Origin of the sequence: Chitinophaga sp. Cy-1792 (assembly GCF_011752935.1) — a bacterium.
Classification (GTDB): domain Bacteria; phylum Bacteroidota; class Bacteroidia; order Chitinophagales; family Chitinophagaceae; genus Chitinophaga.
The window spans coordinates 2698680-2713682 of record NZ_VWWO01000002.1; the positions used below are offsets into that span (position 1 = coordinate 2698680).

The window sequence follows — 15003 nt, forward strand, 5'->3', positions numbered from 1 at the left end:
ATGAAAAAAGAGATACTATATACGCTCAGTGCCGCCTTACTGCTGGGAGGCTGTACAAAAAAACTGGATTACACCTACGACAACAGAACGGTGCAGTTGCCGAATACGCCCTCCAACAGCAGGATCGTAAACCTGGCAGGCGCCACTGAACTGAAAATAAATGGTCAGGCACTGACCAGCTTTTTACTTCCTTCCATAGAAGGGTTCTATGGTGCAGATAACACCAAAGGTACCCGCTGGTTTCCTGAATCAGGAAGGTTAGGCACTACCTATACCATTCCTAAAGAAGTGTTTAATAACGGCCTTGCGGACAGTGTTTTGTTTTCTACCCTGAACCCTAAAAATGCGGCGCCGAATGCACGTCCGTTCAGCATCCGGGAAGATGAAGCAAAAACCTTTGACTATTATTTCGTTTGGTTTCTTCCTAACGCCAACGGCAAAATGGATTCACTGTTTCGCATTCCACGCGATATCTCTGCATCTGTAAATCCGGCGGCATTTAAGTTACGGTTGCTCAATCTCTCTTCTGTGGAAGGGGCCAACTCTCTTCCGGGCATATACCGCAAAGGCCCGATGACGGTAACCTTTGCCGATGGTACTACCGTACCCGGCCTATCAAATGTACAACCGGGAACATATTCGGAGTATATAGATATACCATACGGCACTTACCAGTTTAAGGTACTCGACAGTGATGGAAAAGAAGTGCTGGCTACCGGCGGCGGGTACAATACCCTGAACCCTAATACCGGTACCTTGCTGGATATCAATGGTACACCGGGTATGGGCGGTTATAAAGATACCTGGCTCACCTACGCGCCTGTCAAGACTTTCCAGCCGGGCGGCGTATATACTATCGCGGTGAGTTCCAACTACGACACCAGGGTTTCCAACGGTAACCCGAATGGAGAAACCGTACCGGCAGACAATAACGTTTTCCGTATCATCAATGATGTAACAGAACCACTCAACTATACCTATGCACGTATGCAGGGCGTAAACGCCATGACCGGCCAACCCATCACCTGGATGGTGGATGGTAAGGTACTCAGTGATGCGTTACCTTTCGGAAAGGCCGGCGATTATAACATCTTTATAACGGGAAAGCATACACTGCAAGCCATCTCCTCAGATAAAAAAATACTGGCAGATACTACTTTTTTCCTGGATGCTGCCGATAATATCAGCGCATGGCTCTATGCCAATAGCGCCGGCCAGCCCGGAGTTACACTGGTATCCAACAACCTCAGCGCAAAATACACCAGCGGAAAAGCTGCTGACGATGGCACCTATAACACGCTGAAAGATGCCTACCCGTTCTGGATACGTTTTATGAACTTCTGCCCGGATATGAAGGAAGTATCGTTCATGGGTAATAACGGACAAGGGTTTATTAGTCCGGTGCAGGCAAATGCTACCGGCAACCTGCACGTGCCATTTGCCCAGCCGGTTGTAACAGAGCCTTATGCCAGGATGATCGTCAATTTCACCAGCAACATACAGGTGCATGCCTCTCAACCAACGGTATTACCCGGCGACTGGATGCGTAATGTCAGCAGCCTGAATAGTCAGCAGTTTATAGCACACCCTGAGTTATACAAACATACGTCGCTGCCCGGCAGTGAGCCTGGTGTATATACCGTAGCGCTGATAGGCCGCAACACTTCAGATGCCGGCACTGCCGACAAAGCCAGGATGATAATTGTGAAACATACCAAATGATTGCTAACATCATGAAAAGATACTTTCTATACTTTTTGATAATGGGTGGTATGCTGATGGGTAGCTGCCGTAAAACAGAATACGCCGCTATCGACAGTCCTGCCTACCTGCGTGTATTCAACAACCTTGAATATTCGCCGTCGCTGGATACCAAAGACGTACCGCAGCCATTCCTGACCATGCTGATAGATCCGGTACTGGATGCAGACGGTACTCCGGTGAGTGCCGCCATCACCGGCGATTTCCTTGATCATCGTGATCCATGGGCAAGACCATATCCCGATGCTGCCAGTAACGTTATCTGGCAAAAAGAATATCCGGGTACCAAGAGAGTACTTGCAGGCCCTATCCTTAATGGTTATGATCTGGCGAGCTGGGCACAGGTACCTTCCGGCAAGCATCGTGTTATCTTCAGAACAAGACCACTCAGCAATACACCTTACTTTGAGCTGAGCAAGGGAGAAAAAGGTGTAACACTGGTAGATACTACCCTGGAGCTTTCTCCAAAGGAAGTGTATACCATGCATGTACTGACTGAAGATTATGTAAAGAATAATCCCATCATGTACCTGCGCCGCGAAACCTTCCCCAATCAGCCTTTTGTTGACTCTATGGTATATGTGAATTTCTATAACCTGAGCTCCGATGGCTTCTTTGAGAAAGCACCCAACGAGATCGTCAACCAGCAGCTGGCCAGCACGAAACTACGTGATACCATGTATGTGTATGGAACACTGAGCAGGAAAAAGAACGGCCTCGTCACCCCTATCAATGGCTTTAATGGTATACCAATGGGGCGTGTTATCCGTTCGCTGGACGGTGTGGTTACACCATATCAGCGTTTCCCGTTATTTCCGGATACCAGCAGTAATAAAATATTTACAGGGAATATGAGTCAGGCTTTCGGTTTTTATCGCGCCGGTTTCAACCCGCAGAACCTTATCTATCCGCTCGACCTGCCTGCAGGTGTTTATTCTGCTCTTACCATGGGAGATTATGATGAAAACAGTACTACCGGATTATATCCTTATAAGATCAAGGGAGATCTGCGCACAGGTATGATCATCAGCATACATTCCGGCAATGATAATCCGCGGTCTTTCTCTTCTGTCAACACAGTAGAATATATCAACCGCAAGTTTTATGTCACCACTATTCAGCGCACGTTTGAGCCACCTGTTTACAAATAAGTGAATGATTATGTTAAAGATAAAAAGATACTTACTAGGCACCTTCCTATGTGGACTGGCAGCCTGCAGCAAGGATAATATTCAGCCACCAATAGACAGGACCACGCAGCCACGTACCATGGGTGTGTTTATTGAGAATAACTATGATCTGAGTTTGCTCAGTACAGCTCTTAAGAAAACAGGCCTGTATGATACGCTCATCAATAACGGTCCCTTTACGATGTTTGCGCCGGACAATAAAGCCTTCGGTCAGCTGGGCATCGCTACCACGGCGCAGATAGACGCCATGAATACAGACAGTTTGCGGGAGATCCTGAAATATCATATTATTCGCAACCGCAACTTCACCAATATGATGCCGCTGCAGCTGGACGTGAAGTACCCTACGCTTGCGGACAAGCCGTTATATGTATCCATGGATATTACGCCGGTGATTTTTAATCCTGCCGAGCGGCAGATAGCAGTAAATGGATCGCTGGTAGGCATTGGCAGCAAGCGTGATCTTGCCCTGGCTAATGGCGTGATTCACATCATCAGCAAGCCATTCCAGCTCTCTGACAATACCGTACAGGATTTCATTGCAGCAGACACCTCGCTGTCGCTCTTTCAGGCGGCCATGCAGCAATTCGGTATGTGGAATGACCTGAAGAGCAAACCGCTGCTCACCGTCTTTGTTCCCAACAACGAAGCTTTCCGGAAAAATGACCTGACACTGGAAAAGATCAAAGCCATGAAACCAGCGGAATACAAGCCGGCTTTGTTTGGCATATATACACTGAATATGCGTCCGCTGCGCATCTTCTCTACCGATGGCGTGATGGTCAGCAAAACAAATATTTATGGTTCCAGTGTAGCCGTAATAGATACCGTATACGGTGTATCACCCAACTTCCAGGGATTTACCGAGATCACCAGTGCTAACGTTGCTGTCATGAAACTGGACCAGAATTTCTGGTCTACCAATCCCGACGGCGTTTCCAGTGCTAATTACTATAATGGCCTGGCCGGCTCTGATCATCTCTGTGAAAATGGTGTGGTACATGTCGTTACCGATATGTTTCTGCGACCAGAACCCCTGAAGCGTTAAAATCAATTCTCATGAAATCATTCTTACAATATCTTATCCCGGCGTTTTTGATGCTCGCTGCCTGTTCCAAACAGGACATCGAACCGGAGCCTGTAGGCAAGCCTGTTACCGGCGAGAAAGGCCCAGATAAAACCTGGCAGGAAATACTCAACACTTCTTCGTATACCCTTTTCCGTAGTGCACTGCAGCGTGCACAGATGACAGATATGTTGCAGGCCAGCGCCAGTACAACACTACTGGTACCGGACGACAACGCCTTTATAGCTGCCGGCTGGACGGCAGACCGTATCAGCAAGGCTACACCTGCCGAACTGAAAGCCATGCTTTCTGTACATATCATGCCTATATTTCTCGACCTCACCAGCATAGAAACAGTACCAGGCAATATCCCTGCAGTTACTTTATCCAAACGCCTGCTGGGTGGGCACGGAAACTGGTCAGGGGATTATACAGACGTGCAGTTCCTCGGCAAACATGGCGATAGCCTGCTGGTAAACGGACGTGCAGAAAACAAATGGTCTGCCGCTATCTCCGCCTCCAATGGTACCATCTTCCCTATCACGCACGTACTGGAAGCACCACAACAAACGATGTGGGAGTACATTGAAAGCAACCCTGACTACAGCATGTACCATGCTGCACTCACAATCAGCGACAGCCTCTATACAGAAAGCTGGATCAGCCTTGGGGTAATGGACGCCATTAAATCCAATCCGGCCTACGCACAATTTACGCTGTTCGTACCTACAAACGCCGCTTTCGCCAAGGCTGGCTTTCATACACCGGAGGATATCCTCGACTATATCATGACGCGTTCTTATCCGATCCCCTATGCAGATTATGACGAGAACCTTTACTATGTGCAGCCAACAACAGCGATGGATAGTCTGCTGATGGCCAACGGACTGGAAGTAGCCATGGCATTGGGTGTATACAACAATACCAAGGGAGGCCTGGTGTTCTTCTCCAACGATCTGGCAGATAACGCATCACAGCTGAGCTGGCTGAAACTCATGAATGGCCAGATTTACAACACCCCTCCTGTCTATATCAGCCTGGACTTCAAAGCTGTTAACGGACAGCCATTGGTTAAAAGGCATGGGGTGAATCAGGCATATATTCCACTGAGCAAAAAAGATCATCGCGTGATCAATGGTGTCGTGCATGAAGTAGATGATCTCTTTAAATTACCAAATTAATCAACTGGCCGATGAAACTCTTAAGATATACCAGTCTGGCGCTTATGCTGGCACTCAGCGCCTGCACGAAGAAAGACGATGCTGTTGATAACACCTTCACCAACAGGCTCACCTTTATCATCGATGATAATAAATTTAATTTCTCTGCCTTCAGCACAGCACTTGGAAGAACAAACTATAAAAATCAGTTGCTGAACGATGGTCCCTATACGGTATTGATACCCGACAATAATGCCTTTATTACGGCGGGTTACAGCACCGACCAGAGCGTATTAAAAGAAAGCAGCAGCGTGCTCAGTAACCTCGTAGCCTATCATATCGTTTACGGTACCTGGGAACTGAATAAACTGCCATTTAAGTTTAACCAGGAGCTGACCGCTATTTCAGGCAGCAAGCTATATGTGACCCGCTGGGTAAAAGATAAAGATACCGTGACCACCATCAACGGTGCACCGGTATTATCCAGTAACCTACAGGCCAGCAACGGTTTGATCCAGGTAATAAATAATGTGCTGCAGCCTATGTTACATGCCAGAACCGGAGAAGTGATTTCGGGAGATACGTCACTCACCTTCCTGAACGTGGCTTTACAGCAGTCCGGTCTGAGAGACCAGTTCTATAACGATGACGTATATACTTTTTTTGCGCCTACCAATGCCGCGTTCATAAAAGCAGGATATCCTTCGGCAGACAGCATTTCCCGTACCAGCCCGGAGACACTCAAAGCACTCCTGCAATACCATTTCTTCGCAGGCAGAAAGTTTATCTACGACTATATCCTGACCACGGATAATACAGCACAAACCACGCAGGCCATGAATAATGGCAATGCCCTGAAGATAAGCCTGGTTAAGTCAGGTATCAAATATACCGGCATCACCATGGCAGGCGAAGGTAACAAGACAGCCGCCCAGCTTGTAAAATCTAATGTGATGGCAGGCAACGGCGTGGTGCATATCATTGACCAGGTATTAAATGAAAATCGATAATCATGATGAAGAGAATTCTATATATCTGTTGTTTATTTATTACCCTGTTCACACAGCTCCCCGGGCTGCATGCGCAGGAAACTAACGGAACAATATCAGGTAAGGTACTGGATGAGAAAAAAGAACCACAACCAGGTGTTACCGTTATAGCGGTACATGAACCTTCCGGCACCAAATATGGCGCTGTTACAGGCTCCAATGGTAGTTACTACCTTCCGGGCCTCCGCATCGGCGGACCTTATACCATCACCGTCAGCATGATGGGCATGGAAACACAAAAGAAGGAACAACTCACCGTCAGACTGGGAGAACCACTTACCTTCAACTTCACACTGACTGCCGCAGGAAAAAACCTGAGTGGGGTAACAGTGACGGCTGCACGTAAATCGGCTACTGCCAATACCTTCGGCGCCGGACAGAATATAAGCCGTACGCAGCTCAACAGTATGCCCACAGCATCCCGCAGTATCCAGGACATCACCAAAATGGTTCCGCAGGCTACCCGCGATAACTCCTTCGCCGGTACGAACTTCCGTTATAACAACGTCACCATCGATGGTGCTATCAACAATGATGCGATCGGCTTCAGTCCTTCCGCAGGAGGTATCACCGGCGCTTCCGGCATGCCCGGCTCCAGCACCCGCACCAATGCAGTTTCGCTGGATGCCATCGAAGATATGCAGGTATACCTCGCTCCTTTTGATGTGAAGATCGGGAACTTCACCGGTGGCAGCATCAACGCCGTTACCCGCAGCGGTACCAACAGCGTGACAGGCTCCGTATACGCCTATGGCCGCAATGCCGCCCTCATGGGTAAAAGTCCTGCCGGAAAAATGGGCAGCGACTTCCACGATGGTCAGGCTGGCGTACGCATCGGATTCCCTATCATCAAAAATAAACTCTTCTTCTTCACCAACGAAGAAGTAACCTCCAGGCAGGACCCTGCACAACTACGTGTAGGCATGCCCGAGACTAAGCAGATCATGAGTGAAGCAGATGCTGATAATATCCGACAGGCAACCCTTTCCAGAACAGGCAATAAATTTGATCCGGGTACCGCTGGCGACTATACGGCCTATTCCAGATCACAGAAGTTCTTTAACCGCCTCGACTGGAATATCTCTGATAAACACCAGCTCTCCCTGCGTAATAACACCATTTTGTCTAAGGCGATCAATATGGACAGGGACCAGCAGGACTTCCGCTTCAGCAGCATGGCTTACCAGCAGGTCAACAACCAGACCTCTACCGTGATGGAACTGAAGTCGCGCTTCTCCAACCAATGGTCTAACAGCTTTATCCTGGGTTACAGCGTAGTAAACGACAAGCGTAATCCAGACTCCGATCCTTCCCTCCCGCAGGTGCAGATCATGGGCCGTACACCAGGTACTACCATCTATCTTGGTACCGACAGGGAAGCCAGCATCTTTGATATGAAGCAACGCACCCTGGAAATTACTGAAAACCTCACTTACCGTAGCGGTAAACATACCATGCTGGTAGGTACCCACAATGAGTTGTATCATATCAACTACGGCTTTGTCAACAGCTGGAACGGAAGAGTGGATTATTTAAGCATAGAAGATTATCTTGACAACAACCCTTATCGCGTACGCGGTAGCTATAACTACAACAACAACGACCGAAATTACATCCTGTCGCATCCGGAAGCAAAGTTCAATGTGAACATGCATAGCGTGTATGCGCAGGATGAAATCCAGGTCTCCGACAAACTGAAGCTGATACCGGGGCTCCGCGCCGATTACACCTGGCTGCCACAAAAGCCGGTACTAAGCGACAAAGCACATGATGCCCTTACCGACAACTACTTTGGTAACACCTACACCTATACGCCGCTGAACAAAATCGACAACGGCTATCTTAGTAAAGTACAACTCTCTCCACGACTGGGCTTCCGCTATGATGCGATGGGCAACCAGGAGCTGATATTCCGCGGTGGTACCGGTTTATTCACCGGCCGTATTCCATTTGCATGGCTGGCTTATGCCTACTACAACAATGGCGTGAACTATGGCTCCTACGACCAGAAGGCAGATAGTAAAGTCTTTACACCAGGAAGCGATCCATTGTTAGGTGGTGCCAATGGCATTGCGCAGTTCATTCAACAGAATGGTGCCGTTACCAATAATGCCAACGCCGGAAAAACGCAGGTAGATGTAATTGATAATAATTTCGTGATGCCGCAGGTATGGCGTACATCTGTCGGTGTCGACTATACGCCGGTATCAGGCCTGAAATATACGCTGGAAGGCATGTTTACCAAAACCATTAAAGATGTATTATTTCAGCAGATCAATATCCAGGATAACCCCACCTATTATGCATACGACAAAAACCGCGAGCAGCCTGTTTATAGCGGCACTGTAGACAGCCGTTTCTCGAATGTCTACCTGTTGAGTAATACCAACAAGGGTTATCGTTACAGCGTTACAGGTAGCGTTAACTATAACCGGAACAACTGGCAGACATCCCTCGCATATACCTATGGTGGCTCAAAAGATGTATCTAATGGTATCAGGAACTCCATGGAGAGTAACTGGCAGCTGAACCAGGCGCTGAATCCCAACAAGCCCGGGCTCGCCTGGTCCAACTTCGACATCCGTCATCGTATCGTAGCAAATATCGGTTACCGTAAGAACTGGAACGCAACCTGGAACAGCACCCTGACCCTGTTCGCCTCAGCGCAGTCAGGCAGTCCGTTTACCTATGGTGTTGTAAACAACAGCATTCAGGGATTACCACAACAGGTAAGTTTATTATATGTGCCTGCAGCAGCAGAAGCGGTGAAGTTTTTTGCAGATACAAAAGAGGTCACCGCACAGCAACAGGCAGATGCGTTTAACGCCTACGTAGAGAGCAACAAATACCTGCGTAGTCGCCGGGGCGCCTTCACAGAAAGGAATGCAGCCCGTACGCCATGGAATGTGCAGGCAGATCTTCACTTTGCACAGGAGTATCATTTTGGTGGCAAACAATACATCACTTTCAGTTTAGATGTGATGAATCTTACCAATCTGGTTAATAAGAACTGGGGGATTTCCTACTTCTCTCCCAACACCTTCAACTCCACCGCCAGTGCTGGCCTGACACCGGTATTCCCTGCCAGACAGAATTCCGGGGCATATCCGGTATACAACTTTACCGATCCCGGCACTCCTTATTCCATAGATTTTCTGAACTCAAGAGCACAGGTGCAGCTGGGCTTAAGGTATTCATTCTAACGATAACTAATATGAAAACGAGATTAATACTCTTGTCGCTCCTGGTATTGCTATTCTCTGCGTGCAGGCGTGACCGTGATAACGGGATGCGTGCATTAAAGGTAGATTCATTCTGGCCCAACAGCGGCAATCCCGGAACGATCATTACCATGCATGGGCAAGGCTTTGGAAAGAATACGAACATCACCTTCAACGGCGTTGCTGCTAAAGTAACAGATGCCAGAGATACGGTACTCATGGTGTTGTCGCCGGTGGGTGGCAGCACAGGAATGATCGTAGTGAAAGAAGGTGACCAGGCCATCAATGCAGGTAACTATACCTATCAGCAATTAAGTATGCAGCGGGTATCGCCACTGAACGGCCCTGCCGGCACCAATATTTCCATCTACGGCGCAGGATTCTCCAGTCTGGAAAAGCCGGCCACTGTTACTATCAATGGTAAACCGGCTATGGTAACAAGTATTGCAGACACTGTACTTGTAGCAGCCATTCCTGCCGATGCAGGTACCGGTAAAGTAATAGTAATGGTAGATGGAAAAACCGTGGAAGGCCCGGACTTCACTTATCAGCAGATCAACAGCATGAAACCTTTGAAAGGAGGCGCCGGCACAGAAGTGACGATCAACGGCACCGGTTTTGAAGCCACCAGCAACGGCAATACCGTAACCTTTAATGGTAAAATTGCCACCATACTCAGTGCCAAGGCAAACCAGTTACTGGTACGTGTACCCGACGGCGTTACCAGTGGCCCCGTGGCCCTGATCATCAACGGACAAAAAACCGTGGGTCAGCAGTTTACCGTAATACCAAAGCCACAAATCAATGCAGTGGCGCCATTGAGCGGCCCTGCCAATGCTACGGTGGACATCTCCGGTGACAACTTCAGCACGCTGGCAGATGAAGTAACTGTTACTTTCAATGGACAGCCTGCTACACTGGTAAGTACAGCAGACAAGAAGATCACCGTCAAAGTACCGGCAGGCGCTGGTACCGGTAAAATGGTGGTAACCGTTAACGGACAACTATCAGATGGACCTGTGTTTAAAGAACAGGCATTAGGCGTGAAGCAGCTGTTACCTGATAACGGCCTTGCAGGTACGGTGATCGTGATAAAAGGCACCGGCTTCAATACCAATGCAGCTGCCAATACAGTGACCATGGGTACACTCAACGCTACCGTTACCGCGGCTACCGACACTACCCTGACCATTATTGCGCCGGCAGGTGTAACTACCGGCCTGGTAAAAGTAACTACCGGCACGCTGGATGCTACCGGCCCTGAGTTCAGACGTGCAGGCGTAATCACCATTGCCGGCGGCCCACAGCTGGATATATTTGGTGATCCTATGGGCGTAGTGGCAGATTCCAAAGGCAACTATTTTGTGGTGGACAGAAACGTGATAAAGAAAGTAACTGCCAGCGGTACTGTAACTGTTTTTGCCGGACAACCGAATAACAGTGCGGGTTACCTGGAAGGTAACGGTACCAGCGCCGCGTTTAACTACCTCAACAACATCGTGATCGATGCACAGGATAATATGTACGTTACCGACGGCAATAACCGCGCTATAAGAAAGGTTACCGCTGCCGGACAGGTTACCACCTTCGCAAAGATTGCTACCATGATGACGGGCCTTGGAATCGATAAAAACGGGCTGCTCTGGTATGGCGCGCAGTACAATGGCTTGTTTAAAATAGATGCACTGGGTAATCCTTCCAAAGTGGGTGTCAACTACACCTCTCCTCAGGGGAATATCGCTGTCTCCAATGCAGGTGTGGTATACTTTGCAGGTGATGCAGACAACTCCTATGTTTATAGTTTTACAGACGATGTTATCTCCCGTTATGCCGGCTCTTCTTTCGGCTACAATGATGGAACGCTTGCCACTGCACAGTTTTCGGGACTCAACGGTATCGCCTATAACCGCAATACCAATGAAATGTACCTGGCAGAGAACAGCGCTATCCGTTATATCAAAGACGGACAGGTGACACGTATCGCAGGCTGGAAAGGTGGTACTACACCAGCTTTCGGGTTTGTGGACGGCACCCTGAGCCAAAGTTTGTTTAATACTTTTTACAATATCGCACTGGACAGAGATGGCAATTTGTTGGTAGTAGAGCGATATAATAAATCATTAAGAAAGATAATATTGCGATAAGCAATGTTGCTGTATGTACCGGGGCGCTTCTGAAAAGAGGCGCCCTTTTGTTTTTGACGTTATTCGTCTTCAAATATTTTATATCTTGGCAGACCTTATCCCTATTAACTCGTAGTATGTTACGTTTACTCAGAAAACTGTTTAGTCATAAACACTCGCCCGAACCGACGATGGCCCCCGAGCCTCCTGTCCACAAACAGCAGATAGACTGGGCTACCTATTTCCCTAAAATTGAAAAGAGAGAAATGCCCGCAGATAATTCTGTCTGGTGCCTGGTGGGTAATATCGTTGGCGAGCGTATCAATGGCGATGGTAATACCGTGTATGGCACGAAGCACTTCTCAACGGGCACCAAAGTCTACTGCTTTCCCAGCCAGTGGGGCGATGGCTATGAGAAAATCCTAGTTATAGGGCGCCATCGGAAAACCTCCCGCAATATCTGTATCATAATGCCCGCAAAGCATATCCGTAACTGGCGGCTGAAGAAGGTATATCATCCTCATATTTTAGGGCTGATGCGTTCGAAATCCGGCTGGAGCAATCGTTTATGGTCTAAAAATGAAATTGAATCACTGGCCGGGGTAATGAATCTCCGTTATCCGGCAAATTAGCCCTCATCTATCAGAAAAATAATACATACACCGAATTTTATTATTTTAAAAATACCATTCTCTTTTAGACCTTTGCATCGCCTACAGTTTTTTGATTAAACGGAAATTAAAGTTCAGAGAATGATAGATAAGCGTGTATTACCACTAGCCATAGGTGGCCTGGGGATCGGCACAACGGAATTCACCATTATGGGGCTGCTCCCTGACATTGCAAAAACCTTACATATCACCATACCGGAAGCAGGGCACCTGATATCGGCCTATGCACTGGGTGTGGTAATAGGAGCACCATTACTGATCCGCTACAGCGTTTCGAAGCCTCCCAAGCAGACATTGCTGGCATTAATGATATTATTTACGGTGTTTAACGCCTTTTCGGCGATAGCACCTACCTACCCTACCATGATGCTGGCCAGGTTCCTTTCCGGGCTCCCACACGGTGCATTCTTTGGCGTGGGTACGGTAGTAGCCTCCCGGCTGGCAGGAAAAGGTAAAGAGGCATTATATATTTCACTGATGTTTACAGGGCTCACCGTTGCCAATCTGGGCATGGTGCCGCTGGTTACCTTTATCGGGCATGCCTTTCACTGGCGCCTGTATTTTGGCATTGTGAGCGTTATCGGTATTCTTACTATCCTGTCGCTGATTGCCTGGCTGCCTGCATTACCGGTAAAAGCGAAAACACATGATAAAAGTGAATTACATTTTCTCACCAATCCGCAAACCTGGTATGTTCTGCTGATCACAGCCATCGGCTTTGGCGGCCTGTTTACCTGGTTCAGCTACATCACACCGCTGATGACGGAAGTAGCGGGTATACCAGAGCGCAATATGGCCTATATCATGGTACTGGCAGGAGCCGGCATGGTAGTAGGAAACCTGCTCGGTGGCTATCTCTCCGATAAAATTGGTGCACCCAAAACTACCGCCATCCTGCTAACGATGATGATGTGTGCGCTGTTGGGTGTTTTCTTATTTGCACAATACACGCCAGTGGCACTGGCACTGACTTTCCTCTGCGGCGGATTGTCGATGTCCGTTTCCGCTCCCATCAATATCATGATGATGCGCAGCGCACCAAGCGCCGAAATGATGGGTGCTGCCTTTATGCAGGCTGCCTTCAACGTAGCTAATGCCGCAGGTGCATACCTGGGGGGCATTCCGCTCAATAAAGGCTACGGCTATAACTACCCGTCACTGGTAGGTGTAGGCATGTCGTTTATAGGTGTATTGATCGTTATCGGTTATCTGGTAAGATATGGTAACAAGTCAAAAGTACATCTCATATAAGGTCCATATAATTTTATATTAAAAAAGCTTCCTGAAAATCAGGAAGCTTTTTTAATATAATTACAACCATCAGGTTTTAGCTTTTTCGTAATGATCAGCTGCCGCACCATTCCAGAGCGTCAGTACCACCACTAACGGCGTGGTATATACTTTCTGTGCAATAGGAATAAAGTATTCGTTGCGTACAATCAGCTCAGGTGAAAGCTGCGTACCCGGTTCTTCCAGCGTATAGGCGCTACCGATGACTTTTCCTGCGGGCAGTTTCACGCGCAGCTTGCCAGAAACCGGCACGTTGCACACCACCATATAAACGGTGTCTGTTCCTGTTTTACGGGTAAAATAACCCCAGTCCTGCTTTTCAAATCCGGCATATCCGGCGCCATAAATAGCTTCTCCATTGACTTTCATCCAACTGCCGATATTTGTCATCAGCTGTTGTTCTTCCGTTCGGAAAGTACCATCGGGCTTAGGACCGAAATTCAATACGAAGTTGCCGCTGAGCGACACCGACTTTGCGAGCATTTCTATTATTTCATTACTGCTTTTAATGTGACCATCCCAACGTTGGTGATAGCCCCACTGGTTTTCAGGCACTGTCATAACACCCTCCCAGTCGTGGCCATGAACATCTGCGATCTTCTCAGGTAGCTTCCGTTCCCAGCCTTGTTCGTAGTCGCCCATAAGGCGGTTGTTACTATCAAAATGCCTGGCGCCTTTTTCATCGGCCCGGAGTCGGCTGCCGATAATTAAGCCAGGATGCAATTTCTGAAGATATTGCTCCAGCTCATCACTGAACGCACCGTCGTTTTTCCATGAATCATCCCAGGTGCCGTCAAACCAAAATCCTTTCACCGTTGGATAACGCTCCAATAATTCTTTCAGCTGATTTTTAACAAATACTTTAAAACGCACCATGGCAGCGGTGTCTGCAGCTGTTTTCAGACTTGTTCTCCAGTCCGGATTGTTCCAGTCGATAATAGAAAAATACAAATAGGCATCAATTCCGGCTTTGTTATAGGCAGCCACCATCGGCCCTATGATATCTTTCTTATAAGGCGTAGCAGCAATGGTGTATTTAGAAAATTTGCTGGGCCACAAACAAAAGCCATCATGATGTTTAGTGGTAATCACCATATATTTTGCACCCATGTCTTTTGCCTGTTGCGCCCATGCTGCAGGGTCACAGGCAACAGGATCAAACTGTTTGTACAGGTTATCATATGCGTCTTTTGGCATTTCTTTCCAGCTGCGTATCCACTCTGCTGCGCCATCATATACTTTACCGTTCCAGATGCCTCCCGGTATTGCATATACGCCCCAATGGATAAACTGACCAAAACGCAGGTTGCGCCAGCGTTCCATGTCCGCATCTGTTCTGTTACCAATACGATGTGCGCCATGTTGCAGTGCAATTGTATCTTTCTTTATATCGCTGCCTTGTGCCATGATGCTTTGCTGATGGCTTAGCAAACAGGCAATAGCAACTCCGAAAAGCCTTAATTTTCTCATTT

Annotated in this window: 10 protein-coding genes; 9 read left to right on the plus strand and 1 reads right to left on the minus strand. The window is 48.0% G+C overall.

Going from position 1 to position 15003, the window contains the following annotated elements; genetic code table 11:
- The 9 genes from F3J22_RS24980 to F3J22_RS25020 all read left to right on the plus strand — a co-directional run bounded on the left by F3J22_RS24980 (window position 1) and on the right by F3J22_RS25020 (window position 13492).
- A complete protein-coding gene (locus tag F3J22_RS24980; protein WP_167020642.1) occupies window positions 1–1722 on the plus strand; it encodes a DUF4397 domain-containing protein in 1722 nt (573 codons plus the stop codon).
- Between the two features lie 11 nt (window positions 1723–1733).
- On the plus strand, window positions 1734–2912 hold the full coding sequence (locus F3J22_RS24985) for a hypothetical protein (RefSeq protein ID WP_167020643.1): 1179 nt from the start codon (window positions 1734–1736) through the stop codon (window positions 2910–2912).
- A 10-nt stretch (window positions 2913–2922) separates the two neighbouring features.
- The gene (locus tag F3J22_RS24990) at window positions 2923–3999 is read left to right on the plus strand and encodes a fasciclin domain-containing protein (protein ID WP_167020644.1); all 1077 of its coding nucleotides are present in this window, start codon (window positions 2923–2925) and stop codon (window positions 3997–3999) included.
- An 11-nt stretch (window positions 4000–4010) separates the two neighbouring features.
- Complete coding sequence (locus F3J22_RS24995; RefSeq protein WP_167020645.1) at window positions 4011–5198, plus strand: fasciclin domain-containing protein; 1188 nt, start codon at window positions 4011–4013, stop codon at window positions 5196–5198.
- An 11-nt stretch (window positions 5199–5209) separates the two neighbouring features.
- Window positions 5210–6187: a fasciclin domain-containing protein gene (locus tag F3J22_RS25000; RefSeq protein WP_167020646.1), complete on the plus strand. Its 978-nt coding sequence runs from the start codon at window positions 5210–5212 to the stop codon at window positions 6185–6187.
- 2 nt (window positions 6188–6189) lie between these two features.
- Entirely contained in the window at window positions 6190–9429 is a 3240-nt protein-coding gene (locus F3J22_RS25005) for a carboxypeptidase regulatory-like domain-containing protein (protein ID WP_167020647.1), read from the plus strand.
- 11 nt (window positions 9430–9440) lie between these two features.
- Entirely contained in the window at window positions 9441–11591 is a 2151-nt protein-coding gene (locus F3J22_RS25010) for an IPT/TIG domain-containing protein (protein WP_167020648.1), read from the plus strand.
- 116 nt (window positions 11592–11707) lie between these two features.
- Window positions 11708–12202, plus strand: coding sequence for a hypothetical protein (locus F3J22_RS25015; RefSeq protein ID WP_167020649.1), 495 nt, complete (start codon window positions 11708–11710; stop codon window positions 12200–12202).
- Window positions 12203–12322: 120 nt separating this feature from the next.
- Entirely contained in the window at window positions 12323–13492 is a 1170-nt protein-coding gene (locus tag F3J22_RS25020; protein ID WP_205195555.1) for an MFS transporter, read from the plus strand.
- Between the two features lie 69 nt (window positions 13493–13561).
- Here F3J22_RS25020 and F3J22_RS25025 read toward each other — a convergent pair whose 3' ends face one another.
- Window positions 13562–15001, minus strand: coding sequence for an alpha-L-fucosidase (locus F3J22_RS25025; protein ID WP_167020650.1), 1440 nt, complete (start codon window positions 14999–15001; stop codon window positions 13562–13564).
- Window positions 15002–15003: the final 2 nt, after the last annotated feature.

What these genes read in the sequence shown, in the direction of transcription:
- F3J22_RS24980 (WP_167020642.1), top strand. Translation starts at nt 1, where the DNA reads ATGAAAAAAGAGATACTATATACGCTCAGTGCCGCCTTACTGCTGGGA.
- F3J22_RS24985 (WP_167020643.1), top strand. Translation starts at nt 1,734, where the DNA reads ATGAAAAGATACTTTCTATACTTTTTGATAATGGGTGGTATGCTGATG.
- F3J22_RS24990 (WP_167020644.1), top strand. Translation starts at nt 2,923, where the DNA reads ATGTTAAAGATAAAAAGATACTTACTAGGCACCTTCCTATGTGGACTG.
- F3J22_RS24995 (WP_167020645.1), top strand. Translation starts at nt 4,011, where the DNA reads ATGAAATCATTCTTACAATATCTTATCCCGGCGTTTTTGATGCTCGCT.
- F3J22_RS25000 (WP_167020646.1), top strand. Translation starts at nt 5,210, where the DNA reads ATGAAACTCTTAAGATATACCAGTCTGGCGCTTATGCTGGCACTCAGC.
- F3J22_RS25005 (WP_167020647.1), top strand. Translation starts at nt 6,190, where the DNA reads ATGATGAAGAGAATTCTATATATCTGTTGTTTATTTATTACCCTGTTC.
- F3J22_RS25010 (WP_167020648.1), top strand. Translation starts at nt 9,441, where the DNA reads ATGAAAACGAGATTAATACTCTTGTCGCTCCTGGTATTGCTATTCTCT.
- F3J22_RS25015 (WP_167020649.1), top strand. Translation starts at nt 11,708, where the DNA reads ATGTTACGTTTACTCAGAAAACTGTTTAGTCATAAACACTCGCCCGAA.
- F3J22_RS25020 (WP_205195555.1), top strand. Translation starts at nt 12,323, where the DNA reads ATGATAGATAAGCGTGTATTACCACTAGCCATAGGTGGCCTGGGGATC.
- F3J22_RS25025 (WP_167020650.1), bottom strand. Translation starts at nt 15,001, where the DNA reads ATGAGAAAATTAAGGCTTTTCGGAGTTGCTATTGCCTGTTTGCTAAGC.